Origin of the sequence: Neisseria mucosa, from assembly GCF_003044445.1 — a bacterium.
In the GTDB taxonomy this organism is placed as follows: domain Bacteria; phylum Pseudomonadota; class Gammaproteobacteria; order Burkholderiales; family Neisseriaceae; genus Neisseria; species Neisseria mucosa_A.
In genome coordinates this window covers 125097-148982 of record NZ_POWX01000003.1, presented here as the reverse complement: position 1 = coordinate 148982, position 23886 = coordinate 125097, and the positions used below count along the sequence as shown (strand labels likewise).

Genomic DNA, 23886 nt, shown 5'->3' with positions numbered 1-23886 from the left:
GCAGAATTTGTCAAGCCTTTGCTGACCGCCGACTAGAATTTTTTTGCCCCCGTTTTTCAAACGCGTTACACTTCCTCCTCGTCTGTTTTCAGACGACGTTTCACTCTAACCACGCCGCTGCCGTCATTGCGCCGACAGTCAGGCAGTCAGCGTCATTGCGCCGCTGTAAACACGAAAGAACACACTATGACCATATCTCCCGTCGCCTTGCGCCGTAAGACCGAGCGCAAGCCGCATCCGACCGCGCGTTATTGGAAAAAATGCGATGTCGAAGCCCTGTTCGGACTTCCCTTCCTCGACCTCATTTACCAAGCCGCCGAAATCCACCGCCAAAATTTCAACCCGCGCGAAATCCAGCTTTCCACCTTGTTGTCCATCAAAACCGGCGGCTGCCCCGAAGACTGCGCCTACTGTCCGCAATCGGCGCACCACAACACCAATCTGGGCAAAGAACAGATGATGGATGTGGACGAAATCGTTGAAAAAGCCAAAATCGCCAAATCGCGCGGCGCAAGCCGTTTCTGCATGGGCGCGGCATGGCGCGGCCCCAAACCGAAAGACGTGGAGACGGTTTCCGCAATCATCAAAGCCGTCAAAGGATTGGGTATGGAAACCTGCGGCACGTTCGGTATGCTCGAAGACGGCATGGCGGAAGACTTCAAAAAAGCAGGCTTGGATTACTACAACCACAACCTCGACACCGACCCTGAGCGCTACAACGACATCATTCATACCCGCAAACACGAAGACCGCATGGACACCTTGGGCAAAGTCCGCAACGCCGGTTTGAAAGTCTGCTGCGGCGGCATCGTCGGCATGAACGAGACCCGAGCCGAACGTGCCGGACTGATTGCCAGCCTCGCCAACCTCGACCCGCAGCCCGAAAGCGTGCCGATTAACCAGTTGGTCAAAGTAGAAGGCACTCCGCTGGCCGATGCCGAAGATTTGGACTGGACGGAGTTTGTCCGTACCATCGCCGTGGCACGGATTACCATGCCGCACAGCTACGTCCGCCTGTCGGCAGGGCGCAGCAATATGCCCGAATCCATGCAGGCAATGTGTTTCATGGCGGGTGCGAACTCGATTTTCTACGGCGACAAGCTCTTAACCACCGAAAACCCCGACGAAGACGGCGACCGCCTGCTGATGGAAAAGCTGAATTTGTATCCGTTGCGGTTTGAGTTGGAAGAAGAATACGAAGCGGCGCAGCAGGAAAACGAAACGCCGAAAATCAAAGTAGATTATTAATCCTTCTACAAAAACACAAGGTCGTCTGAAAACGGGCTTCAACGTTTGATTTCGTTGAAACAGACTTTCAGACAACCTTTTTTTGCAAAGATGAAATAAGACTCAGGCATGATGCCACCTTGTTTGTCTCCCATCTATTCCATTATAATCCACCCTTGAAAAAACCTTCGTTTTTCTGTGGAATCACTCTCTAAACAAGAGCAAATTCTTCCTAGATTCCCGCAAAACAATATAGTGGATTAAATTTAAATCAGGACAAGGCGACGAAGCCGCAGACAGTACAGATAGTACGGCAAGGCGAGGCAACGCCGTACTGGTTTAAATTTAATCCACTATACAAAGGTCGTCTGAAAGCATCGTTCAATGAAGCTATGTTTTCAGACGACCTTTTTGAACACGCAGACAGGCAGATTCAAACAAAAAAAACATTACTGTCTCCTGCCATTCCATCCACACATCCAACATACACCGCATCATGTACCGTCTTACCACCTATCCCATCTCCCCGAAACAGGCCACCTTCATCGGCCTTTTTGCCGTCTGTTTTTGGAGTTCCGTTATCGGGTTAATCCGTACCTTGAGCTTGCACATGGGACCGGTAGGCGGCGCAGCAGTCATGTACAGCCTGGCCACGATATTGCTGCTGCTGATTTTCGGCAAACCTGATTTGCGCCGCTTCAGCCGGAATTACCTTTTTTGGGCAGGTATCTTTTTTGTCGGCTGCGAACTGTGTCTGTCCCTTTCCATCGGATATGCGGACAACGCCAGACAAACCGTCGAAATCGGCATGGTCAATTATTTATGGCCGACTTTTACCATCATCGGCGCGGTCTGGTTCAACAAACAGCCGGCAAAATGGTGGATTGCCATAGGCTTTGCACTATCCTTCATCGGCATCGCCATCGTCTTGGGCGGGGAAGGCGGATTGTCCCCCGCACATATTTACCGCAATGTCCTCGCCAATCCTGCAGGCTATATCATGGCGCTCTTGGACGCGCTGTTCTGGGCGGCATATTGCACACTGACCGCGCGGATTAAGGCGCAGGGTAATGCCGTCGGTTTTTTCTTTTTCCTCGTTTCCTGCGTCCTGTGGGCAAAATATTTTGCAGGCAGCTACGGCAGCCTCAATTTTGATACTGAATCAGTCTTATATGCGCTTGCTGCCGCATCCTGTATGGGTTTGGGCTATGCAGTGTGGAACATCGGCATCTCGCGCGGCAATATGACCGTTTTGGCAGGCGCATCTTATTTTATTCCCGTTTTCTCCGCCCTGATTTCATCCTTCCTGCTCGACGCACCGCTTCCTACGGAATTTTGGCAAGGTGCGGCGATGGTATGCATCGGATCCGCCGTATGCTGGTTGGCAACACAAAAGAAAGCATAACTCTACCTCTAAATCAGAAAAATAAGATTTTTGGTTGAGACATATACAACGCAACCGTACTTGACCGTATCGCATCTCAACACAACGTCGTCTGAAAACAGGCATGGCAGGTTTTGCTCAAGCCGGTTTTCAGACGACGTTTTTCTCATCAAAGTACCAATTTATCTTTTGGGCGACAGTTTATCGACTAAACCGCCGTCAGCGAAGAATTTCTTCATGATTTCATCCCATGTACCGAATTTTTCGTTGGGACTGAAGGTTTCGATTTCGGGGAAATCTGCTTTGTGTGCGGCGAAGACTTCGGCATTGCGCGGGCGAAGGTAGAGTTTGGCGGCAAGCTCCTGCGCGGGTTTGCTCCATAGATATTCCAAATATTCTTTGGCGGCTTCCTGCGTACCTTTCTTGTCGGCAACGCTGTCCACAACGGCAACAGGGGTTTCAGACAGAATGGTATAGCTCGGATAAACGATTTCAAACTGATCTTGGGTCAGTTTTTTGCTGACGTGATTCGCCTCGTTTTCAAAGGTAACCAAAACGTCGCCGATATTGCGCTGACTAAACGTTGTCGTGGCAGCACGTCCGCCGTTTTCAAACACAGGCGTGTTTTTCAGGACGGAAGCGGCAAATTCCTGCGCTTTGGCTTCATCGCCGTTGTTGGCTTTCAAACCGTAAGCGTATGCGCCAAGGAAAGCATAGCGGCCATTACCGGAAGTTTTCGGGTTGGCGAGTACGATTTTGACACCGTCTTTCGCCAAGTCGTTCCAGTCTTTGATTTGTTTGGGATTGCCTTTGCGGACAAGGAAAACGGTTACGCTGGTATAGGGAACGGCATTGTCCGGCAGACGTTTTGCCCAATCGGGTTTAATCAGCCCTTTTTGAGCCAACAAATCGATGTCGGAAGTCTGGTTCATGGTAACGACATCCGCTGCCAGGCCGTTGGCGACAGACAATGCCTGTTTGCTGGAACCGCCGTGCGACTGTTGGATGTCTATGTCTGCGCCCTTGTGTTTACTTTGATATTCTTTGACAAACAATGGGTTGTATTCTTTATAAAAGTCTCGAGCCACATCATAGGAAACATTCAATAGTTTCACACCTTTGCCGTCTGCCGCAGGTGAAGACGGTGAAGCGGTGTTTTGTTCGGATTGCGGCGAGCATGCCGCTAAAACGGCGACGGCGAATAGAGCGGTTGCGCGGACAGTCATTTTATTCTCCAGATATTTGATGGGCACACTTTATACCAACGTTTCAGACGACGGAAATAATGTTTGCTTTCGGGTTTAGCGGTTTTGGTTATAAGTACCAAAATCCGGTCAATGCCTGTTGATTTCATCTGCATAAGGACTTAAAGCGTACGCAGGTTTTACCGAACAATGAACTTTCCGAACGCATCGAACTCTTCCATATTACAGAACTTTATTTTTCGGCATGGCAAATTCATTAAACACGACATAGGCATTTAATATCTAAGAAATAGTTGCAAGAAACTGACCGAACATTAATACAAGTTAAACATACTAGATATTAATGATTCATCCCCGCCTGGCTCGACAGCTATCTGCGTGTGCGCAATCCGCTGCCTTTAGCCAGCAACGTAGGTTTCAACATCCAAACTCAAGGTAAGGATTTGGCGGAGTGGGCATCAGCATTGGCTGAGGTGTGCGCTGATTATCACCATCAGCGCATTCCCGTGCCGCAAACCCCGCAAGGTACGCCCGTATGCATGGAGCAATGGAAAATCTTGCAGGGTGCCGCGCGCGTGCCGCAAAAAGAAGTCGACGGCTTCCACTTTTCCCCAAATGGCAGCCGCCATATCGGCGTATTGCACAACGGTTTCTACTACCGCATTGCCGCACTCGACGAACAATTTGAAGCCTACCATCCCGATGCGTTCAGACAGGCATTTGAAGAAATCCTTTCCGATACCCATCAAAACAAATATCCGGTAGCCGTACCCTGCTACTTGGGCGGCAACGAAACCGCCCGCGTGTACCAAGCCTTGCAACAACATGACGACAACACCCGCCTGTTGGAACACATCGAACAAGACCTGTTTCACATCAGCATCAGCAGCGAAGACCTCGATGCTGACAGCGATTTGGCGCAAACCACGTTCCAACCCAAGCAAAACGTTTGGTGCTACAAACCCACCACCTATTGCTACAACACCCGCACCAAACGCCTGTATCTGCATTGCGAACACACTTGGGCTGACGGCGGCACACTTAAAGGCATCGTTACCCTTGCCGCAGCCAAACTAGCTGCACGCGGCGGCAAGAAAACCCACCCTGCCGTCCACCGCTACAAATGGCAGTTGGATGCCGACTTGCTGAAAAACTGGGCACAATGGCAGCAAAACTATGCCAAACAGGCTGACCAGATGCATGTAACCAGCGTTACCATCCCGTTCAACGGCTTAACCATTCCCAAAGGCGTGAGCCAAGACGCGTTGATGCAGTTCCTCCTGCAATACGCCCAACTCACCACCTACGGCAGCGTCCGCAACACATACGAAGCCGTTGACGTGAGCCACTTCAAAAACGGCCGTACCGAATGCGTGCGCCCTGTTTCCAACGAATCGCTCGCCTTCGTCAGCACCTTATTGCAAGAAAAACCCTCCCGCGAAGCACTGGATGCCGCGCTTGCCGAACACAAAGCCCGCATCAAAGCCAGCAAACTCGGACAAGGCACCAACCGCCACCTGCTTGGCCTGCAACTGATGGCAGCCAAAGCAAACAGTGAAATTCCTGAATTTTTTAAAGACGAAGGCTACCAAACCTTTACCACCGATTTCCTCTCCACCTCAACCGTAGGCGACAACAGCACGGTAGTAAACTTTGCCTTTGCCCCCACCTCTGTTGGCGGCTTGGGCATCAACTACACCATTACGCCCGAAGGCTGGCTCTATACGGTAAGCCACACCAAAAACCAACAGCAGAAAGTCAACGTATTTTTGAAAGCCCTGAAAGTCGGAGGACAACATCTGCTCGAATTTCTCAACGCTTGACGGCATCTCTGTCTGAAAGTCCGTTTTCTTTTCAGACAGGTTTCCAGTCAAAACACGATTTCCGGCAGGCATGGGCGCAAAGAAGGATGCGACCGTACCCGCCGTGCCCAATCTCAAAAACAACGTCGTCTGAAAACAGGCACAGCAAATTTTGCTAAAGCCGTATTTTCAGACGACGTTTTTATCTAAACCACCCAATAGAGGGCTACTCTATCCCAATATCCAAACACACGGTCTCTCCGCAATATGCTTTGCCTGCTTCAGTCATGTGCGCGGGTTTGTAGGCGGCGAAGGTGTAGGTCAGGTCTGCGCGGAAGGTGTTTTGATCTGCTTCGCCTGTATCGCAGTTCAGTCCGGTCGGAATGTCCAGCGCGATTTTGAAGCCGTCGGCTTGGTTCAGCAGGCAGCAGACGGCGGCGGCCGTTTCGGGCAATGCGCCGCTGAAGCCAGTTCCGAAAATTCCTTCGATAACGAGGCCGTAACCTGTTTTCAGAGTACGAAGCCTGCCTGTGGTACGACCTTCCAGTTCGTCGGGGCGGATAAAGCTGACGCCGTCTAAATGATTCAAACGCTCGCGGTTCAACTGCGCCAGCGGCGACAATTTGTCTCCCAAGACGAAGACGACATCTACCTGCCAATCATGTTCCGACAACACGCGCGCGATGACCAAACCGTCGCCGCCGTTGTTGCCCTTGCCGCAAACGATTAACGCGCGTCCTGCTTTGGGGAAACGGCGCAGCAAATCCGCAGCGGCGGCTTGTCCCGCGTTTTCCATCAGTTGCTCGAAAGTCGTGCCTTTATCGACTGCCATTTGCTCGTGTTCGCGCATTTCTGCGGCGGTGTAGATTTTCATCATTCGCTCCTTTTCTCTTTACTGCCTATCAAACATCCAAATGCAAACCTTATCAATAGCCCTTCCCGACTTTCACAACGAATCATTCGCTTTCTTTGATTTGTCGCAATATGTCGTCTGAAAATAAGGAACTTGGTCGCTTTGTATTTGATTTTTATGTTAACAAGATTTATTATCATAATAAAACAAAGTGATAAACAATCAAAACTACTTCTTTTGCGGGGACGGGCGTTGGGATATGCCTCTGCCTACCCTGTGTCTGATTCGTCTTTACTTGCCGTCTCTTTTTTCAATCGACAACGAAAGTAAAACACACTATGTCTGCCATACCTTTGTCAAAACTCAGTAAAGGCGCAGTCGCGCACATCGACTCCATCGTCCCCAATTCGACTTTCGGCGAACTCGACCCGCTGGTTACACGTCGCCTTGCTGACTTGGGCTTTTCAAGCGGAATGCCGTTGCAGGTGATTGCCGTCGGCGGATTTGGACGCGGTCCGTTTGCCGTGCGTTTGGGCAACCAGTCGCAATTCTCGTTGCGGCAGGAAGAAGCAGGAAAGATTATGTGCCATGTGATTGACGGCTGACTTACGCCGTACGCGCAGGCAGGCTTCATATTCTGGAAATGTGCGGCAAAGGCAGGTTAAATCTGACCACCCTATCCTTTTCAGACGAGCTTAGGTCGTCTGGAAACGCTATTTCAAAGCCTTTCCCCCAATCCAACTCCACACTTATCACACAATCAAAAAAGGAGAGTTCAATTCATGGAACTAAGCTATTTTGCCTTGATTGGTGCGCCAAACTGCGGCAAAACCGTTTTATTCAACGGTTTGACCGGCGCACATGCCAAGGTTGCCAATTATCCGGGCGTAACGGTCGATAAGCGCGAGGGTGCTTTCCTCGACGACGCGGCCGTCCGCATTATCGACCTGCCGGGCACATACAGCCTGCGCACGACCAGCCCCGACGAAGCGGTGGCAAAAGATGTGGTCGTGGGCAAACTGGGCATTCCGCCCGATGCCATTATTGCCGTTGCCGATGCGACCAACCTGCGTATGACCCTGCGCATGATTTTGGAACTGAAAACGCTGGGACTGCCTATGGTGGTGTCGCTGAACATGAGCGACGTTGCCCGCAGAAGGGGCTTGAATATCGACGCCGCCAAACTGAGCGAGTTGTTGGATGCACCTGTTTTGGAAACAGTTGCAGTGAGCGCGTCGGGCGTACAGGCGGTACGCGAAGCCGTGGCGAAGCTGCCGCGCAAACGCTCTTTCCCCGCCAACCCCGCTTCTGCCGAACGCACGCTCGAGGCGCTGGAGAGCGACAAACTTTATCAAGAAGTCGAATCGATTTTGGCACAAGTGGTACGCACCCAGATGACGCTGCCCGCATGGCACAAAAAACTCGACGACATCGTGCTGCACCCCGTCTGGGGCATAATTATGCTGCTGGTCATCCTGTTTATGGTGTTCCAAGCGGTTTACACATGGGCGGCGCCGATTATGGACGCCATCGAAGGCGGCTTTACCGCGCTGGGCGAATGGATAGGCGCCAACATGGAGCCGGGCATCCTCAGCGACTTGCTCGTCAACGGCGTCATTGCCGGTATGGGCAGCGTGTTGGTGTTCCTGCCGCAGATTACGATTCTGTTCGCCTTCATCCTGCTTTTAGAAGACTCAGGCTACCTGCCGCGCGCGGCGTTCTTGTTGGACAACCTCATGGCAAAAAGCGGTCTGTCTGGACGCTCGTTCATCCCGCTCCTGTCGAGTTTCGCCTGCGCCGTTCCTGCCGTGATGTCGGCGCGTACGATTAATGACCCGCGCGAACGCCTCGTTACCATCGCCGTCGCCCCGCTGCTGACCTGCTCTGCGCGGCTGCCCGTGTACGCGCTGATTATCGCCGCCGTCATTCCTAATCGCACGGTAGGCGGGATTTTCAACCTGCAAGGGCTGACACTGTTTATCCTCTATCTCGCAGGCATTCTGTCTGCCGCCTTGGCAGCGTATATCATGAAACGCTTGGCACGTATGAAAGGCAACGTGCAGCAATTCCCGCTCTTAATGGAGCTGCCGACTTTCCGCACGCCCAACTTCAAACACATCATGACCAGCCTGTGGGACAGGGTAAAAGCCTTCCTCAAACGCGCCGGTACGATTATCTTCGCCCTTGCCGTAGTTTTGTGGGGCTTGGTAAGCTGGCCGCAACCGCCCGCAGGTGCAACAGGCGCGGCAATCGACTACAGCTTGGCGGGTATGCTCGGCCACGCTATCCAACCATTGTTCGCCCCGCTGGGCTTCACTTGGGAAATGTGTATCGCCATGATTCCAGGCATTGCCGCGCGTGAAGTCGTTGTTGCCGCACTGGGTACGGTCTATGCCGTCAGCGCGTCGTCTGAAGACGCCGTACAAAACGCGCTGATTCCGATCGTACACAACAACTGGGGTTTGCCAACCGCCTTTGCCTTCTTGGCTTGGTATGTGTATGCCCCCATGTGCGCCGCGACATTGGCTGTGATTAAACGTGAAACCAAATCCACAAAAAATATGGTGATGATTACCGGCTATCTGTTCCTGATGGCTTACTTTGCCGCATTTGTGGTTTACCAAATTACTTCAAGGATAATGTGATGACTCAATATATTATCGTCGGCTTGATTATGCTCGCCTGCGTATTCTTCCTCTTGCGAAAATTCGTATTCAAACCGAAAAAACGCGATTGCAGCAGCGGCTGCGGCAAATGCGGCGGTTGCGGCTGAGTATGGATAGCTAGGAAGCAGAAAGGTCCTTGGATTCGGATTTCAAGTGCAACACTAGGGTACCAGTGGTTGGAACAGATTTAAGAATAAAACACTTGGCGTTTCGTAGCCAAGTGTTTTTCTTGGCCGGTGGTTTAACTCATCTTGAACCCTGCGTATCTCCCGATCGCTGATATTTCGGAAATCGGTTTGTTTGGGGAAAGATTGTCGGATGAGTCCGTTGGTGTTTTCATTCAGCCCTTTTTCCCACGAATGGTAAGGGCGGCAAAAATAGGTTTCCGCCTTCAATGCTTTGGCTATTTTGGTGTGTTGGTAGAACTCTTTGCCGTTATCCATGGTAATGGTGTGGACTCTGGCTTTATATGCCTTTAATACCCTAATGGCCGCCCGGGCAGTGTCTTCGGCCTTTAAGTTATCCAATTTGCAGATGATGGTGTAGCGGGTAGTGCGTTCGACCAAGGTCAATAACGCGCTTTTCTGATTTTTGCCGACGATGGTGTCGGCCTCCCAATCGCCGATGCGGGTTTTCTGGTCGACGATAGCAGGTCGGTTTTCTATGCCGACGCGGTCGGGCACTTTGCCTCTGGTCCATGTGCTGCCGTAGCGTTTGCGGTAGGGTTTGCTGCATATTCTGAGATGTTGCCACAAAGTGCCGCCGTTGCTTTTGTCTTGGCGAAGGTAGCGGTAAACGGTGCTGTGATGGAGTGTGATCCCGTGGTGTTTATGCAGGTAGGCGCATACTTGTTCGGGACTGAGTTTGCGGCGGATAAGGGTGTCGATGTGTTGAACCAGCTGCGAATCGAGTTTATAGGGTTTTCGCCGGTGCTGTTTGGTCAGCCGGCTTTGCTTCTGTGCTTTTTCGGCGCTGTATTGCTGTCCTTGGATGCAGTGCCGCTTGATTTCGCGGCTGATGGTGCTTTTGTGGCGGTTGAGCTGTTTGGCGATTTCGGCGATGGTGCAGTGGCGGGACAGGTATTGGATATGGTATCGTTCGTCTTGGGTCAGTTGTGTGTAGCTCATGGCAATCTTTCTTGCAGGAAAGGCCGCAAGATTGAACTGCACCCTAAAGGCCAAATACGCACTCTGGGCAGTTAGGGTGCAGTTTTTTATGATTCGAACCACGCAAGGAGTAATGGCATGAAAATCCCGCAAATTATCCGTTTCACCGATTTTTTACAACAAAACCCCACCGAAGCCGTGCGCACCGTGCTGCATCAAGACAAGCATGACAACATGGTGCTTTGGCAGATTCCGCCACAAACTATGCTGCCCGCCCACCGCCATCTGCGCGGTGCGGACATCTGGATTGTATTGCAGGGCGAAGCCGAGCTGGTGGACGACGCACAAAGCGGCCGCATCATCCGCGCAGGTGAGAGCGTGATAGTCGGCAACCACCAAATCCACGGTGCGCGCAACAACGGCAAAGAAGACTGCATTTTGATTTCGGTTATCAGCCCGAAAGCAGGATTTGAACAGGTATAACCTTTTTCAGAAGGCACCAATCTATCGGAGGCCGTCTGAAAACAGATCAACCATAAAAATTTCAATATACCAAAAATGAAAACCCCATCAAACTGTGCCGCCATTTTCTCATCCTTATCGACAAGGAAACGGGCAAAGTGATGGGGTTCGGCCTTGGAAGGCGGACAGGAAAATTTGAAAACTCCATCAAAGGGAGCAGGCTCAACAACTGACAGACTGCCGTCTAAAAGGGAGCGGATTCGCATTTGAAGTGCAACTTTCCATAACAGAAAAAGGCCAGTATGCGGTAGCATACGGCCTTTCCTGCAAGAAAGATTGCCATGAGCTACACACAACTGACCCAAGACGAACGATACCATATCCAATACCTGTCCCGCCACTGCACCATCGCCGAAATCGCCAAACAACTTAACCGCCACAAAAGCACCATCAGCCGCGAAATCAAGCGGCACTGCATCCAAGGACAGCAATACAGCGCCGATAAAGCCCAACGGCAAAGCCGGCTGACCAAACAGCACCGGCGAAAACCCTATAAACTCGATTCGCAGCTGATTCAACACATCGACACCCTTATCCGCCGCAAACTCAGTCCCGAACAAGTATGTGCCTACCTGCATAAACACCACGGGATCACACTCCATCACAGCACCGTTTACCGCTACCTTCGCCAAGACAAAAGCAACGGCGGCACTTTGTGGCAACATCTCAGAATATGCAGCAAACCCTACCGCAAACGCTACGGCAGCACGTGGACCAGAGGCAAAGTGCCCGACCGCGTCGGCATAGAAAACCGACCCGCCATCGTCGACCGGAAAACCCGCATCGGCGATTGGGAGGCCGACACCATCGTCGGCAAAAATCAGAAAAGCGCGTTATTGACCTTGGTCGAACGCGTTACCCGCTACACCATCATCTGCAAATTAAAGAACTTAAAAGCCGAAGACACTGCCCGGACGGCCATTAGGGTATTAAAGGTACATAAAGCCAGAGTCCACACCATCACCATGGATAACGGCAAAGAGTTCTACCAACACACCAAAATAGCCAAAGCATTAAAGGCGAAAACCTATTTTTGCCGCCCTTACCATTCTTGGGAGAAAGGGCTGAATGAGAACACCAACGGACTCATCCGACAATATTTCCCAAAACAAACCGATTTCCGAAACATCAGCAATCGGGAGATACGCAGGGTTCAAGATGAGTTAAACCACCGGCCAAGAAAAATACTTGGCTACGAAACGCCAAGTGTTTTATTCTTAAATCTGTTCCAACCACTGGTACCCTAGTGTTGCACTTGAAATCCGAATCCAAGGAACCTTAAAAGCGAACTTTATAGTGGATTAAATTTAAATCAGGACAAGGCGACGAAGCCGCAGACAGTACAGATAGTACGGCAAGGCGAGGCAACGCCGTACTGGTTTAAAGTTAATCCACTATATCGGGTCTGCCCCATCCCATTCCTTCACCACAAAAAGGTCGTCTGAAAACCAAACTCCGGTTTTCAGACGACCTCAATCATTCCAAACTTTCAACCGACCTTATTTCAAGGCTTCCAGCAGCTTCCCGTGTATCCCGCCGAAACCGCCGTTGCTCATCACCAAAATATGGTCGCCTGCTTCGGCATTTTTCACGATTTCGGCAACGAAGGCATCAAAGTCTTGTCCGACGTGCAGCTTTCCGCCCAAAGGCGCGAGGGCTTCGGCGACGTCCCAGTCCACGCCGCCGGCGTAGCAGAATACTTGGTCGGCACCTTTGAGGCTTTCGGGCAGGGCGGCTTTCATGGTGCCGAGTTTCATGGTGTTGGAACGCGGCTCAAGGACGGCAAGGATGCGGGCGTTTCCGACGCGCTGGCGCAGGCCTTCGATGGTAGTTTCGATGGCGGTCGGGTGGTGGGCGAAGTCGTCGTAAACGGTGATACCGTTCACCGTGCCTTTGATTTCCATGCGGCGTTTGACGTTTTTAAACGCGCTCAAGGCTTCGCAGGCAGTCTGAATATCGACTCCGGCATGACGTGCCGCGGCGATGACGGCAAGCGCGTTCATGCGGTTGTGTCCGCCCATCAAATCCCATGCGACGTGTCCGGCTTTTTTGCCGTCAAGCAACACGTCGAACGAGCCGTCGGTATTGACTTCGCCGACCTGCCAGCCGTGTTCGGTGCCGAATTTTTCCACCGGCGTCCAGCAGCCTTTGTCCAAAGTATCTTGCAGGCTTTGCTGCTGTCCGTTGCAGACGATGAGGCCTTCAGATGGCACGGTGCGCACGAGGTGGTGGAACTGGGTCTGTATCGCGCCTAAGTCGGCGAAGATGTCGGCGTGGTCGAATTCCAGATTGTTCAACACGGCGGTACGCGGACGGTAATGTACGAATTTGGAGCGTTTGTCGAAAAAGGCAGTGTCGTATTCGTCCGCTTCGATGACGAAAAACGGCGATTTGCTGTTCGGATCTTGGCGCGGCGTTTGCGGCAGGCGGGCGGAAACGCTGAAGTTTTCCGGTACGCCGCCGATGAGGAAGCCCGGCGCGAGTCCGGCGTATTCCAAAACCCATGCGAGCATGGAAGCGGTGGTCGTTTTGCCGTGCGTCCCCGCCACGCCGAGCACCCAATGATGGTGCAGCACGTTTTCCGACAGCCATTGCGGACCGGAAATATAAGGTAGGCCGCGGTTCAAAATCGCTTCAATCACATCCATCCCGCGCTTGGCGACATTGCCGATAACGTAAACGTCGGCTTTAAATTCGTCCAACTGCGCGGCATCGAAGCCTTCGTGTACGTCTATGCCCAAGGCTTCGAGCTGGGTGCTCATCGGCGGATACATCTTCGCGTCGCAACCGCTGACTTTAAACCCCGCTTCTTTGGCAATGGCGGCCACCCCGCCCATAAACGTGCCGCCGATACCGATAATGTGGATGTGTTTCATGATAAAACCGTCTTTTGAATGAAATAATGGGAAAGCCGCCATTATAACGGAGTTTGGATAGTGGGGTCGTCTGAAAAGCGAAGCTGTGGCAAGATGGACAATATAGAAGATTTGAACTGAACAGGAGAAAGCCCATGCCCAAGCTGACACCCCAAATGTTCGCTTTTCTGCAAGCGCCTCAAGCCGAATCCGTTTTGCTGCGGCTCTACACCCAAGCCTTAAAGCAAAACAGGCAGATGTTTTTTCATTTTCTGCCCAAGATTTTCAAGCTCTTGGGCAAAGGGCTGGATTGGACGGGGGAAAACGAAAGTTTTTACGAAGACAAATACATCCCCATCGCACCGCAACAAGGCAAGTTTTTGTATATTCAGGCTTTGGCATCGGGAGCAAAAAACATTGTCGAATTTGGGACTTCCTACGGCATTTCGACGCTGTATCTTGCCGCAGCCGCCAGAGTCAACGGAGGGCGCGTCATCACTTGCGAATATCTGCCGCACAAAGCCGCAGCGGCGAGAAAACATTTTCAAGAAGCCGGTTTGGCAGACTATATCGAGCTTCGCGAAGGCGATGCGCTGGAAACCTTAAAAGACTTAGCCATCCGCCCCGATTTCGTCTTACTCGACGGCTGGCCGGATTTGGTATTCCCCGTATTCAAGCTGCTGGAACCGAATCTTGCCGACCGCGCGGTCATCGCCGTGGACGATGTGGAAGGCTTCTCACCTGCCATGCAGGATTATCTCGATTACGTCCGCCGCCCTGAAAACGGTTATATTTCAAGCACATTAAAACCTTATAAAGCGCTGGAATATACGGTCAAAACAGGCAACCACACCGAAAAGGTCGTCTGAAAACCGGTTTCACCAAGATGAAACCGCCTTTTCAGATGACCTTCAATATGATTCAGTCCTCGTCCTTTCCGTCCAGCAGCAAAAACACCATCGTCGCAAACAGCATCAATACCGCCGTCAACACCATCGCCCTCGAATAATTGTCCGCCCCCGCCCTGCCCAGATAGGCGTAAATCAGGGTGGTCAGCGTTTGCCATTCAGGGCGCGCCAAAAACAGCGTTGCCGCAAACTCGCCGACGCAGGTTGCCGCCGCCAAAGTCAGCCCGCGCCTGAAAGCGGGTTTCAGCAATGGGGCGGTGATGTAAAAGGTCGTCTGAAAACGGTTTGCCCCCATAGTCCTCGCCGCCTCGCCATAGCCTTGCGGCAACGCATCCCACGCCGCCAAAACATCTTTGGCAACAAACGGATACGCCAACAGCGCATAAGCGGCAATCAAAAGCGGCAGCGATGCCGTCCATTGCGGATACAGCAGCAGCACGCCGAACGCCACACAGACCGGCGACACCATAAACGGCAAAAATACCGCCCCCCTCACCCACGCCGCGCGCCTTGCCAAGCAGGCATACGACACGCCCAATACCGCAGCGGCAGCGACCGCCGCTGCCGAAAAACGAACGGTGTTCCAAAGCGCCGCCAGCGTTTCGCCCTCGAGCAATACCCGCCAAGACCCTCCGGCAAGGACAGCCTGCCGGACAACCGCAAGCAGGGGCATCAGGCAGCACACACACAACACCGACAATACCGCCGCGACCATCAGCCGTTCCGCCGCTGTTGCGGGCTTGCGCGGACGCGGTGCGGCGTGTGCCTTGTCCGCATCCGTCCGACGGCTCAACCGCGCATACAGCAACCCCGCCGCTGCGGTAATCCCCAACACCAGCCATACCAAGACGGAAGCCTGCGCCATATCCAATTCATACGCAATCAGCCGGTAAATCTCTACTTCCACCGTCGCATAGCGGTCGCCGCCCAACAGCAAAGCCAGTCCGAACCCCGAAAAACAATACAGGAAAACCAAACACAAACCGCCCGCCAACCACGGGCGCAATACCGGCCATTCCACCCTTAAAAACCGCTGCCAAGCCCCCGCCCCCAAAGCCTGCGCCGTTTGCAGGCGCGCCTCGGGAACCTGCAAAAATCCCTGATACGCCGCGCGCACCAAAACCGGCAGGTTGAAAAACACATTGCCGTAAATCAACAGGTACGGCGTATCCTGCCAGCCCGCCCAAACGGCACCGTTTGTGCCGAACAAAGCCAACACGCCCATACCCGCTACCAAAGTCGGCATCACGAAAGGCAGCATCAACAGCCTCAACACCAAAGCGCGTCCCCGAAAATCCAAACGCGCCAACACCCACGCCGCAGGCACGCCCAAAATCCCCGCTAGCACGCAGGTTGCCAAAGCCTGAAACACCGTCCATAAGATAAGGTGCTGCATATAATCATCGCGCAACACCCCGCCCCATGCACTCCCGTCATAAAAAGCCAGCGCAACCAAAGGTGCGACGACCATCACGATAAGGAAGCCCAAAGGCAGCAGCGCGAGCAGTAAAATGGAACTGAAAGAGCGGATGGAAGACATGGTTTGATGTTCAGCCCGATAAAAAAATTTAAAAATATCGGACATCGTCTGAAAAACGGAAACAACATCCGATTAGAAAAATGCACTTGTATCGGGTATATAACCCAAAAAATCCCTCAGAAGGCCGGAGTGCAATACGTCGTATGAAAACACACAGAATGTAGCGTGGGCTTTGCCCGCGGAAAAACGACCCTGTTAATTGTCCGACTTGGAATCCAATCGGCAGGCTCGCGGGCAAAGCCTGCGCTGCGGCTTGACTTGTCCCGAACCCGCATATTTTAAACGTCGTCTGAAACCAAGTGCGACAAATTGTTTTCAGACGACCTCCTTCCTGCTCAATTTTTTGTTTTATCCGTCACGAGCCGATTCCTCAACCATCTGGCGGCAGGGGCGATTTCGCCTGCGAGCATACCGGTTTCTACGCCCGATGAATGTTTGATGACATCCGCTGCCGCGCCGTGCAGCCATACGCCGGCGCAGGCGGCTTGGAACGGCGGGATGCCTTGAGCGAGCAGGCTGCCGATGATGCCGCTTAAAACGTCGCCGCTGCCTGCGGTGGCAAGTCCGGCGTTGCCGCTTGGGTTGGTATAGACCGTGCCGTCGGGCGCGGCGACCAGTGTGCGGTGTCCTTTTAGGACGGTTACGGCTTGGAATGTTGCGCTGATGGTTTGGACGGCGGACATTCTATTTTGCTGAACGGCTTGGGTGGATGTACCGAGCAGGCGGGCGGCTTCGGCGGGATGCGGGGTCAGAACCAGATTACCGCGCTTTTGTGCTGCTTCGCGGGTTTCGGGGTTAGACCTTGCTAGCAAAGTCAGTGCGTCGGCATCAAGCAACAACGGTGCATCTTGATTGTGCGTCAACACGGTATTTAAGATTCGGTTGGCGGTTTCGTCCAAACCCATGCCGCAGCCGACCGTCCATGCGCTGATGTCCTTGCGTTTCAGCAGGTCTTCGGCAGTCGCCAGCATGATTTCGGGGCGTTCGGGGATGACGGCAAAGGGTAAGGCGGTTTGATTGAAGCCCGCCCACACTTTGCCACTGCCTTGATAAATCGCGGCGGTGGAAGCGAGGACAACGGCTCCGCTCATGCCCGATGCGCCGCCGACGACGGCGAGCGTGCCGTATGTCCCTTTGTGCGATTCCGCTTGGCGTGGGGCGAATACGTCGGGAAATTGCGAGGTCGTCTGAAAAAAATCGGGCGTATCGGGGAGCTTATAGGACGGGTTCATCATCAATCTGCCTGAGTTTGGGATAAAATAGCGGATGCGTGGCGAAAAGAGGATGTCTTTTATCGACTGTTGTTTTCACGATTCTACCGCCCCGTATAGGAACACTACAACCGCACAACAAGGAATATTTAATGAAACAAAAAGTCAAAGTCTGGGATTTGCCAACGCGCCTGTTTCACTGGCTCTTGGTCTTGTCGGTCGGATTTATGTGGTACAGCGCGCAGGCAGGCGGCGGGATGCTGGTTTGGCACTTGCGCTGCGGGCTGCTGGTGGCGGGGCTGATTGTCTTCCGCCTGTGTTGGGGCTTGTGGGGCAGCGATACGGCGCGGTTTTCGCAATTCGTGCGCAGCCCGTCGTCCATCCGCCGCTACCTGCAAGGCAGCCTGACGGAAAACGAACAGCCCGGACACAACCCTTTGGGCGCACTGATGGTCATCGCGCTGATTGCGGCGGTTTTGCTGCAAGCGACGACGGGCTTGTTTGCCGCCGATGAAAACACGTTTACCGACAGCGGCTATCTGAACCATCTGGTCAGCTCGGACACGGGCAGCCTGATGCGCAAAATCCACGTCAATTTCTTCAACCTGCTGGCGGCATTGGCAGGCTTACACATCGTTACGGTCTTGGCGTATAAGTTTTTGAAGAAAAAAGATTTGATCCGCCCGATGATCAGCGGCTACAAGTATATCGAGGGGCAAACCGTTGCCTTGAAATTTGCTTCCGCCGCCAAACTGATTGCCGCATTGGCAGTGGCGGCTGTGGCGGTGGCTGCGATTTTGATGTTGAAATAACAATTTAAACAAATAGAAAAAGGTCGTCTGAAACTTTCAGACGACCTTTTGTCATTGGATTTATTGCTTTTTCAGCCCTTTGGCTTTGACGGTCGCAATGGTGCCGTCTATGCCTTTTTGCTTGATAAGTTCGCCGAACTGGTTGCGGTAAACCGTTACCAGGCTCGTTCCGTCCACGCGGATGTTGTAGATTTTATAGACAGGGCCGACCTTATAAAGCTGGTAGGCTACTTCGTATTTCGTCCCTTTTTTGGTGTGCAGTTCAGAAAATACGTCGAACTTATTGCCGTTGACCGTCATTTTCGGCAACAGCCTTACCTGCGCATCCGCCGCGCCGATTAAGGCGGAATGCGAATACATGGCTATAATCATGTCTTTAAAAGCGCGGATAAATTCCGTTTTCTGAGTGGCGGAGAATTCACGCCAAGGCGCGCCGACCGCCAAAGCGGAAATGCGTTCGTAATCCAAATAACGGTCTGCATACTGCTCGATCTGCTTGACCTTTTGCGCCTCGCTCAAAGAGCCGTTGCGCGCGATTTTCAAAACTGCATCTATATTCTGCTGCATCTGAGCCTGTGCGGGGTGTGTTTCAGCCGCCACATAAGGCGCGGCAACCACCATCGGGACAGATAATACAAAAGCGGACAAATAAGGGTTCATCGTTACTCCATAAGATAAGAAGCAAAGCTGCATTTTAAAACGCCCTGAGGCATAAACCGTTAATCAAATGTAAAAGCAGGAAAGATAACTATATAATCGCCCTATCCGAATTTCTGAAATTCCCGCCATGTACGATGTCAACACACACGATGTCCGCCGATTTTTCGCCCATGTCTGGCAACAACGCCTCACCCCCCTGCAACTGGACGGCCTGCAACAAAAAGCCCTGCGGATTATCGAAGCCCATCCCGAATACACCTACTATCTCGAAAATATCGAAGACTATCTGGACAAAACCTGGACGCCCGAAGAAGGAGAAACCAATCCCTTCCTGCATATGTCGCTGCATCTCTCCCTGCAAGAACAAGCAGCCATCGACCAGCCGCCCGGCATCCGCGCCATACACGGACAACTCTGCGTGCGCTATGGCGGCGATTGGGTACGTGCCGAACACGATATGATGGATGCGCTGGCAGAAACCATATGGGAAGCGCAACGCTACGGACGCGGCTTGGATGTCAATGCCTATATGACTCGGCTGCGCAAACTGGTCGGACTGGGGCAGGAAGAAACCGCCCGCATCAATCCGCACGAAGTCGGCGTGTCCGGCATCATCAGCGAAAGGGCTTGAGTTCATCTAGTCTCACCTAGTTTCCAGTTTATAGAAAAGAGTTTTCAGACGACCCTTCATGCCCGTTTAGTTCAAAATATCGGCTACCTTACATATCTATCACACTAAAATCAGTAAAGAGGTCGTCTGAAATCCGTTTTCAGACGACCTTATCTTAACCTTTACCCCGCCCGGCAATATCACTTTACCCTTCCATATACCCCTGTTCCCGCATCGAGCAGGCTTCTGTCGCCGTAACAATAAAATGGTCTAAAAGCGAGACATCAACCAATGCCAAAGCCTGTTTCAGACGACCTGTAAACGCGATGTCCGATTGCGAAGGCGTTGCCGAACCGCCGGGATGATTGTGCGCGATAATCAGGCTGTCGGCGTATTCGTCCAATGCGAGCTTGACGATTTCCCTGATATAAACGGTATTTTCCGCCACCGTTCCGCGCGAGAGTTCGCGCATGGCAATCAGCCTGTTTTGGCGGTTGAGCAAAAGCGCGGTGCTGACTTCTATCTTTTCGTGCCCCAAATGCAGGCGCAGATAATCGGCAACGGCTTTCGGGCTGGAAAGCGTGATATTTTCCTGTAAATCCTCGCCCAAAATCCGCCTGCCGATTTCTTTGACGACAGCAAATTGGGTAAAACTCGCCAAACCCATACCCTTGTATGCGGAAAGCGTTTTAGCGTCGGCGCTCATCAGCTTGCCCAAGCTGCCAAACTCGTTCAGCAGATAACGCGCCAAATCCACCGCGCTCATCCCGCGCGTACCTACCCGCAGCAAAATCGCCAGCAACTCAGCATCGCTCAACGCGCCTGCGCCATGTGCCAACAATTTCTCGCGCGGCCGCTCGCCTTCAGGCCATTGTTTGATACTCATGTTTACCCCTTGCGTGAACATTCACGAAAAAATTTGTTTGAAAATCTGCTTGTTATTGCACTTGCTGCAACGAAATGCTTATCAAGCAATTAATGTAAATATTTCATATTTTATTATATTTTGAATGAATATTTAAAATATAAGCATAATATTCATATAAATTAATTGCATAAAAACAACGCGCTCAACTTCGCTTGTGAAAGCGATTGCCTTTCCTTATTCACCCGTATGGATTGACCGCAGATTCAATCTGACAGGTTTCAAAATGTCCTGTTTAAATCAAATCCGCGGGAAATCAGCCCCTTCGGGCAATTTCGTATTGCCCCTGCGTGCCATAGGCTAATATAATAGCGAGTTCGGCGGAGGCGGTTTATCCTTGGATTTCCAGCCGTTTCCCATCCATGCTGCCCGTGCGCTTCACAAGAGTTTCAGACGACGTTTCGACGTTGCGACTCCCGCCAGCAATCAAACAGCTTTTTATCACCCTTTCGAAAATCCGTTTTGCCGGTACTCGTCATTTTTATTGGAGTATTGCCATTATGACCGCAACCACTGCGTCTTCAGCCAAACCTTATCTTAAAATCCAAGGCTTGGTGAAAAAGTTTGGTGACAATTACGCTGTCGATAACATCGACTTAGATATTTATCAACATGAAATCTTTGCCCTTTTGGGCAGCTCCGGCAGCGGCAAATCCACGCTGCTGCGTATGCTGGCGGGCATGGAAAGCCCTAATCAGGGCAAAATCATTCTGGACGGTCAAGACATTACCAAACTTGCCCCCTACGAGCGCCCCATCAATATGATGTTTCAAAGCTATGCCCTGTTCCCGCACATGACTGTGGAGCAGAACATTGCCTTCGGTCTGAAACAAGACAAAATGCCCAAAGATGAAATTGCTGCGCGCGTGGAAGAAATGCTGCGTCTGGTTCAGATGACCAAATACGCCAAGCGCAAACCGCATCAATTATCCGGCGGTCAGCAACAGCGTATCGCTTTGGCACGCAGCTTGGCAAAACGTCCGAAAATCCTGCTGCTTGACGAACCTCTCGGCGCGTTGGACAAAAAACTGCGCCAACAAACCCAGCTCGAATTGGTCAATACGCTGGAACAAGTCGGCGTAACCTGCATCATGGTCACGCACGACCAAGAAGAAGCGATGACGATGGCGACCCGCATCGCCATTATGTCCGACGGTCAGTTGCAACAAGTCGGTACGCCTAGCGATGTGTACGACTATCCAAACAGCCGCTTTACTGCTGAATTTATCGGCGAAACCAATATTTTCAGCGGCGTTGTGATTGAAGACCATGCCGATTATGCCGTCATCGAATGCGAAGGCTTGGAAAACCACGTCCGCATCGACCACGGTTTGGGCGGTCCGAGCGAACAAGACATTTGGGTCAGCATCCGTCCCGAAGACATTGATTTGTACAAAGAAAAACCCGACCACTTAGGCAGCTTCAACTGGGCAAAAGGTACGGTTGAAGAAATCGCCTACTTGGGCAGCTTCGCGATTTACCACATCAAACTCGCCAACGGCCGCGTTGTCAAAAGCCAAGTTCCTGCACCTTATTGGTACGTGCGCAACATCACGCCGCCGACTTGGGACGAAACCGTCTATATCAGCTGGCCGGAAAACCAACCGACTCCGTTGTTCCGTTAATTTAAGGGGAATGAGATGAACCTTAAAAAACTGAAAAAAAAACTGTTCCGCCGCCCGGGTCAGCGCGCGGTCATCGCCGTGCCGTATATTTGGCTTTTGGTGCTGTTTCTGATTCCGTTCGCCATCGTGCTGAAAATCAGCTTTGCCGAACAAGAAATCGCCATTCCGCCGTTTACGCCGCTGACCAGCGTTGATGAAGATTTAGGTCGTCTGAACATCGCCATCAGTTATCAAAACTATGCCGATATTTTCCAGAATTTTTGGAATACCCTGAATCCGTTCGGCGACAGCGAAAACAGCAATATCTATCTGATGACCTACTGGTCTTCCATTAAGACCGCGCTGACGACGACCATCATTTGTCTGCTGATTGGTTATCCGACCGCTTATGCGATTTCGCGCGCCAATCCAGCCATGCGCAACGGTCTGCTGCTTGCGATCATGCTGCCTTTCTGGACTTCCTTCCTATTGCGTGTTTACGCATGGATGGGTCTTTTGGGACACAACGGCATCATCAATAATTTCCTGCTTAAAATGCAGATTATCGAAGAACCTTTAGACCTGTTTTACAACGCGTTCTCGCTGAACTTGGTCATGGTTTATGCCTATCTGCCGTTTATGATTCTGCCGCTTTACACGCAACTGGTGAAACTCGACAACCGCCTGCTCGAAGCCGCGTCTGATTTGGGTGCAGGACCGGTCAAATCGTTCTTCACCATTACCCTGCCCTTGTCCAAAACCGGCATCATCGCAGGCTCTATGCTGGTTTTCGTTCCCGCAGTCGGTGAATTTGTGATTCCCGAGCTGGTCGGCGGTTCGGAAAACCTAATGATCGGTAAAGTCTTGTGGCAAGCATTCTTCGATCAAAACAACTGGCCGTTGGCTTCCGCCGTCGCCGTCGTCATGGTCGCACTGCTGGTCGTGCCGATTGCACTGTTCCAGCATTATGAAAACCGCGAATTGGAAGAAGGAGCCAAATAATGCAAAAATCCCGATTATCTTGGTTCCTGAAACTGATGCTGATGCTGTCGCTGGCGTTTCTGTATATTCCGTTGGTCGTTTTGGTCATCTATTCGTTTAACGAATCCAAGCTGGTTACTGTTTGGGGTGGCTTTTCAACCAAGTGGTACGGCGCATTGCTGGGAAACGACACCATCTTGGAAGCGGCTTGGCTGTCGCTGCGCATTGCCGCCGTTTCCTCGCTTGCTGCCGTTGTTTTAGGTACGTTGGCAGGCTACGCGATGGCGCGCATCAAACGCTTCCGCGGCAGCACCTTGTTCGCCGGTATGATTTCTGCGCCTATGGTTATGCCTGACGTGATTACCGGTCTGTCCATGTTGCTCCTGATTATTCAGGTGCAGATGTTCCTGCAAGGCAGCGAATTGCTTCAAGGTCTTTACTTCGACCGCGGTTTCTTCACCATTTTCCTCGGACATACGACGCTTTGTATGGCATACATTACCGTCGTTATCCGTTCGCGTCTGGTGGAGCTTGACCAATCTCTCGAAGAGGCAGCCATGGACTTGGGTGCGCGTCCGCTGAAAATCTTTTTCGTCATCACCCTGCCCTTGATTGCCCCTGCCATCGCTTCAGGCTTCCTGCTCGGCATTACCCTGTCACTGGATGATTTGGTGATTACCTCATTCCTGTCCGGCCCCGGTTCTTCCACATTGCCGCAGGTGATTTTCTCCAAAATCAAGCTGGGTCTCGACCCGCAAATGAACGTATTGGCAACCATCCTGATCGGCATCATCGGTACACTGGTTATCGTCATCAATTACTGGATGATGCGCCAAGCAACCAAACGCGATCGAGAAGCCGCCGAAGCCTACCGTCAGGAAAAGCTCGCCGCCGAAAAAGCGAATTAACCCAATCAGACAGGCTGACCGCATCAATGCAAGGTCAGCCTGTTTTCTTCACACAACCCGTTTGACAACTTTTCAGACGACCCTCAACCACCCTCCAAAGGTCGTCT

General features: G+C 52.0%; 22 protein-coding genes and 1 pseudogene. 15 read left to right on the top strand and 8 right to left on the bottom strand.

Annotation, left to right across the window (positions count from 1 at the left end; genetic code table 11):
• The first annotated feature begins 186 nt into the window (after nucleotides 1-186).
• The 3 genes and pseudogenes from bioB to yddG all read left to right on the top strand — a co-directional run bounded on the left by bioB (nucleotide 187) and on the right by yddG (nucleotide 2632).
• Entirely contained in the window at nucleotides 187-1248 is a 1062-nt protein-coding gene (gene bioB / locus DBY90_RS02950) for a biotin synthase BioB (RefSeq protein ID WP_070491830.1), read from the top strand.
• 227 nt (nucleotides 1249-1475) lie between these two features.
• A pseudogene (locus DBY90_RS12645) lies at nucleotides 1476-1586 on the top strand (IS5/IS1182 family transposase); the annotation flags it as partial.
• 137 nt (nucleotides 1587-1723) lie between these two features.
• Nucleotides 1724-2632 (top strand): aromatic amino acid DMT transporter YddG, encoded by a 909-nt coding sequence (yddG, locus tag DBY90_RS02945; protein ID WP_070491827.1) that lies wholly within the window; start codon nucleotides 1724-1726, stop codon nucleotides 2630-2632.
• A 161-nt stretch (nucleotides 2633-2793) separates the two neighbouring features.
• Here the strand turns inward: yddG and DBY90_RS02940 are convergent, their stop codons facing one another.
• A complete protein-coding gene (locus tag DBY90_RS02940; RefSeq protein WP_070491845.1) occupies nucleotides 2794-3837 on the bottom strand; it encodes a sulfate ABC transporter substrate-binding protein in 1044 nt (347 codons plus the stop codon).
• Nucleotides 3838-4166: 329 nt separating this feature from the next.
• Here DBY90_RS02940 and DBY90_RS02935 point away from each other — a divergent pair, with 329 nt between their 5' ends.
• On the top strand, nucleotides 4167-5639 hold the full coding sequence (locus tag DBY90_RS02935; RefSeq protein WP_267894277.1) for a choline/carnitine O-acyltransferase: 1473 nt from the start codon (nucleotides 4167-4169) through the stop codon (nucleotides 5637-5639).
• A gap of 205 nt (nucleotides 5640-5844) precedes the next feature.
• Here the strand turns inward: DBY90_RS02935 and DBY90_RS02930 are convergent, their stop codons facing one another.
• Nucleotides 5845-6492 carry an NAD(P)H-hydrate epimerase gene (locus DBY90_RS02930; protein WP_083286705.1) on the bottom strand — a complete coding sequence of 216 codons (648 nt, stop codon included), beginning with the start codon at nucleotides 6490-6492 and terminating at the stop codon, nucleotides 5845-5847.
• Nucleotides 6493-6809: 317 nt separating this feature from the next.
• Here DBY90_RS02930 and DBY90_RS02920 point away from each other — a divergent pair, with 317 nt between their 5' ends.
• The 3 genes from DBY90_RS02920 (at nucleotide 6810) to DBY90_RS02910 (ending at nucleotide 9244) form a co-directional block, all read left to right on the top strand.
• Nucleotides 6810-7076, top strand: coding sequence for a FeoA family protein (locus DBY90_RS02920; RefSeq protein ID WP_003742387.1), 267 nt, complete (start codon nucleotides 6810-6812; stop codon nucleotides 7074-7076).
• 177 nt (nucleotides 7077-7253) lie between these two features.
• On the top strand, nucleotides 7254-9116 hold the full coding sequence (gene feoB, locus DBY90_RS02915; RefSeq protein ID WP_070491815.1) for a ferrous iron transporter B: 1863 nt from the start codon (nucleotides 7254-7256) through the stop codon (nucleotides 9114-9116).
• Nucleotides 9116-9244: a FeoB-associated Cys-rich membrane protein gene (locus DBY90_RS02910; RefSeq protein ID WP_003683546.1), complete on the top strand. Its 129-nt coding sequence runs from the start codon at nucleotides 9116-9118 to the stop codon at nucleotides 9242-9244. Before feoB ends, DBY90_RS02910 begins: the two co-directional genes overlap by 1 nt.
• 54 nt (nucleotides 9245-9298) lie before the next feature.
• On the opposite strand, the gene DBY90_RS02905 is transcribed toward DBY90_RS02910, so the two are convergent.
• Nucleotides 9299-10264 carry an IS30 family transposase gene (locus DBY90_RS02905; RefSeq protein ID WP_080614262.1) on the bottom strand — a complete coding sequence of 322 codons (966 nt, stop codon included), beginning with the start codon at nucleotides 10262-10264 and terminating at the stop codon, nucleotides 9299-9301.
• Between the two features lie 117 nt (nucleotides 10265-10381).
• Between DBY90_RS02905 and DBY90_RS02900 the strand changes: the two genes are divergently transcribed.
• Together DBY90_RS02900 and DBY90_RS02895 are read left to right on the top strand one after the other, a co-directional pair.
• Nucleotides 10382-10726: a cupin domain-containing protein gene (locus DBY90_RS02900; protein WP_060975129.1), complete on the top strand. Its 345-nt coding sequence runs from the start codon at nucleotides 10382-10384 to the stop codon at nucleotides 10724-10726.
• 320 nt (nucleotides 10727-11046) lie between these two features.
• Nucleotides 11047-12012, top strand: coding sequence for an IS30 family transposase (locus tag DBY90_RS02895; protein WP_107986514.1), 966 nt, complete (start codon nucleotides 11047-11049; stop codon nucleotides 12010-12012).
• Between the two features lie 252 nt (nucleotides 12013-12264).
• On the opposite strand, the gene mpl is transcribed toward DBY90_RS02895, so the two are convergent.
• Entirely contained in the window at nucleotides 12265-13641 is a 1377-nt protein-coding gene (gene mpl / locus DBY90_RS02890; RefSeq protein WP_107986528.1) for a UDP-N-acetylmuramate:L-alanyl-gamma-D-glutamyl-meso-diaminopimelate ligase, read from the bottom strand.
• A 134-nt stretch (nucleotides 13642-13775) separates the two neighbouring features.
• Here mpl and DBY90_RS02885 point away from each other — a divergent pair, with 134 nt between their 5' ends.
• Nucleotides 13776-14489 (top strand): O-methyltransferase, encoded by a 714-nt coding sequence (locus DBY90_RS02885; RefSeq protein WP_107986512.1) that lies wholly within the window; start codon nucleotides 13776-13778, stop codon nucleotides 14487-14489.
• A 52-nt stretch (nucleotides 14490-14541) separates the two neighbouring features.
• On the opposite strand, the gene DBY90_RS02880 is transcribed toward DBY90_RS02885, so the two are convergent.
• The gene (locus DBY90_RS02880; RefSeq protein WP_070492592.1) at nucleotides 14542-16068 is read right to left on the bottom strand and encodes an ABC transporter permease; all 1527 of its coding nucleotides are present in this window, start codon (nucleotides 16066-16068) and stop codon (nucleotides 14542-14544) included.
• A gap of 335 nt (nucleotides 16069-16403) precedes the next feature.
• On the bottom strand, nucleotides 16404-17303 hold the full coding sequence (locus tag DBY90_RS02875; RefSeq protein ID WP_107986510.1) for an NAD(P)H-hydrate dehydratase: 900 nt from the start codon (nucleotides 17301-17303) through the stop codon (nucleotides 16404-16406).
• A gap of 128 nt (nucleotides 17304-17431) precedes the next feature.
• Here DBY90_RS02875 and DBY90_RS02870 point away from each other — a divergent pair, with 128 nt between their 5' ends.
• Nucleotides 17432-18091, top strand: a complete 660-nt coding sequence (locus tag DBY90_RS02870) for a cytochrome b/b6 domain-containing protein (RefSeq protein ID WP_070492561.1) — start codon at nucleotides 17432-17434, stop codon at nucleotides 18089-18091.
• Nucleotides 18092-18151: 60 nt separating this feature from the next.
• Here the strand turns inward: DBY90_RS02870 and DBY90_RS02865 are convergent, their stop codons facing one another.
• Nucleotides 18152-18751 carry an MlaC/ttg2D family ABC transporter substrate-binding protein gene (locus tag DBY90_RS02865; protein ID WP_039408008.1) on the bottom strand — a complete coding sequence of 200 codons (600 nt, stop codon included), beginning with the start codon at nucleotides 18749-18751 and terminating at the stop codon, nucleotides 18152-18154.
• Nucleotides 18752-18878: 127 nt separating this feature from the next.
• On the opposite strand from DBY90_RS02865, the gene DBY90_RS02860 reads away from it, so the two are divergent.
• On the top strand, nucleotides 18879-19382 hold the full coding sequence (locus DBY90_RS02860) for a DUF1841 family protein (protein WP_070492562.1): 504 nt from the start codon (nucleotides 18879-18881) through the stop codon (nucleotides 19380-19382).
• 184 nt (nucleotides 19383-19566) lie between these two features.
• Here the strand turns inward: DBY90_RS02860 and radC are convergent, their stop codons facing one another.
• On the bottom strand, nucleotides 19567-20247 hold the full coding sequence (gene radC, locus DBY90_RS02855) for a RadC family protein (protein ID WP_060975691.1): 681 nt from the start codon (nucleotides 20245-20247) through the stop codon (nucleotides 19567-19569).
• Nucleotides 20248-20786: 539 nt separating this feature from the next.
• Here radC and DBY90_RS02850 point away from each other — a divergent pair.
• Genes DBY90_RS02850 through DBY90_RS02840 form a run of 3 tightly spaced genes read left to right on the top strand, consistent with a single transcriptional unit; the run spans nucleotide 20787 to nucleotide 23779 of the window.
• On the top strand, nucleotides 20787-21911 hold the full coding sequence (locus DBY90_RS02850) for an ABC transporter ATP-binding protein (protein WP_029609631.1): 1125 nt from the start codon (nucleotides 20787-20789) through the stop codon (nucleotides 21909-21911).
• 15 nt (nucleotides 21912-21926) lie between these two features.
• Entirely contained in the window at nucleotides 21927-22892 is a 966-nt protein-coding gene (locus DBY90_RS02845) for an ABC transporter permease subunit (protein ID WP_070492563.1), read from the top strand.
• Nucleotides 22892-23779, top strand: coding sequence for an ABC transporter permease subunit (locus DBY90_RS02840; protein WP_003742363.1), 888 nt, complete (start codon nucleotides 22892-22894; stop codon nucleotides 23777-23779). The genes DBY90_RS02845 and DBY90_RS02840 overlap by 1 nt, the downstream gene beginning before the upstream one ends.
• Nucleotides 23780-23886: the final 107 nt, after the last annotated feature.

What these genes read in the sequence shown, in the direction of transcription:
- DBY90_RS02910 (WP_003683546.1), top strand. Translation starts at nt 9,116, where the DNA reads ATGACTCAATATATTATCGTCGGCTTGATTATGCTCGCCTGCGTATTC.
- DBY90_RS02845 (WP_070492563.1), top strand. Translation starts at nt 21,927, where the DNA reads ATGAACCTTAAAAAACTGAAAAAAAAACTGTTCCGCCGCCCGGGTCAG.
- yddG (WP_070491827.1), top strand. Translation starts at nt 1,724, where the DNA reads ATGTACCGTCTTACCACCTATCCCATCTCCCCGAAACAGGCCACCTTC.
- radC (WP_060975691.1), bottom strand. Translation starts at nt 20,247, where the DNA reads ATGAGTATCAAACAATGGCCTGAAGGCGAGCGGCCGCGCGAGAAATTG.
- DBY90_RS02880 (WP_070492592.1), bottom strand. Translation starts at nt 16,068, where the DNA reads ATGTCTTCCATCCGCTCTTTCAGTTCCATTTTACTGCTCGCGCTGCTG.
- bioB (WP_070491830.1), top strand. Translation starts at nt 187, where the DNA reads ATGACCATATCTCCCGTCGCCTTGCGCCGTAAGACCGAGCGCAAGCCG.
- DBY90_RS02840 (WP_003742363.1), top strand. Translation starts at nt 22,892, where the DNA reads ATGCAAAAATCCCGATTATCTTGGTTCCTGAAACTGATGCTGATGCTG.
- DBY90_RS02850 (WP_029609631.1), top strand. Translation starts at nt 20,787, where the DNA reads ATGACCGCAACCACTGCGTCTTCAGCCAAACCTTATCTTAAAATCCAA.
- DBY90_RS02905 (WP_080614262.1), bottom strand. Translation starts at nt 10,264, where the DNA reads ATGAGCTACACACAACTGACCCAAGACGAACGATACCATATCCAATAC.
- DBY90_RS02895 (WP_107986514.1), top strand. Translation starts at nt 11,047, where the DNA reads ATGAGCTACACACAACTGACCCAAGACGAACGATACCATATCCAATAC.
- DBY90_RS02860 (WP_070492562.1), top strand. Translation starts at nt 18,879, where the DNA reads ATGTACGATGTCAACACACACGATGTCCGCCGATTTTTCGCCCATGTC.
- mpl (WP_107986528.1), bottom strand. Translation starts at nt 13,641, where the DNA reads ATGAAACACATCCACATTATCGGTATCGGCGGCACGTTTATGGGCGGG.
- DBY90_RS02920 (WP_003742387.1), top strand. Translation starts at nt 6,810, where the DNA reads ATGTCTGCCATACCTTTGTCAAAACTCAGTAAAGGCGCAGTCGCGCAC.
- DBY90_RS02885 (WP_107986512.1), top strand. Translation starts at nt 13,776, where the DNA reads ATGCCCAAGCTGACACCCCAAATGTTCGCTTTTCTGCAAGCGCCTCAA.
- feoB (WP_070491815.1), top strand. Translation starts at nt 7,254, where the DNA reads ATGGAACTAAGCTATTTTGCCTTGATTGGTGCGCCAAACTGCGGCAAA.
- DBY90_RS02900 (WP_060975129.1), top strand. Translation starts at nt 10,382, where the DNA reads ATGAAAATCCCGCAAATTATCCGTTTCACCGATTTTTTACAACAAAAC.
- DBY90_RS02865 (WP_039408008.1), bottom strand. Translation starts at nt 18,751, where the DNA reads ATGAACCCTTATTTGTCCGCTTTTGTATTATCTGTCCCGATGGTGGTT.
- DBY90_RS02870 (WP_070492561.1), top strand. Translation starts at nt 17,432, where the DNA reads ATGAAACAAAAAGTCAAAGTCTGGGATTTGCCAACGCGCCTGTTTCAC.
- DBY90_RS02940 (WP_070491845.1), bottom strand. Translation starts at nt 3,837, where the DNA reads ATGACTGTCCGCGCAACCGCTCTATTCGCCGTCGCCGTTTTAGCGGCA.
- DBY90_RS02875 (WP_107986510.1), bottom strand. Translation starts at nt 17,303, where the DNA reads ATGATGAACCCGTCCTATAAGCTCCCCGATACGCCCGATTTTTTTCAG.
- DBY90_RS02930 (WP_083286705.1), bottom strand. Translation starts at nt 6,492, where the DNA reads ATGAAAATCTACACCGCCGCAGAAATGCGCGAACACGAGCAAATGGCA.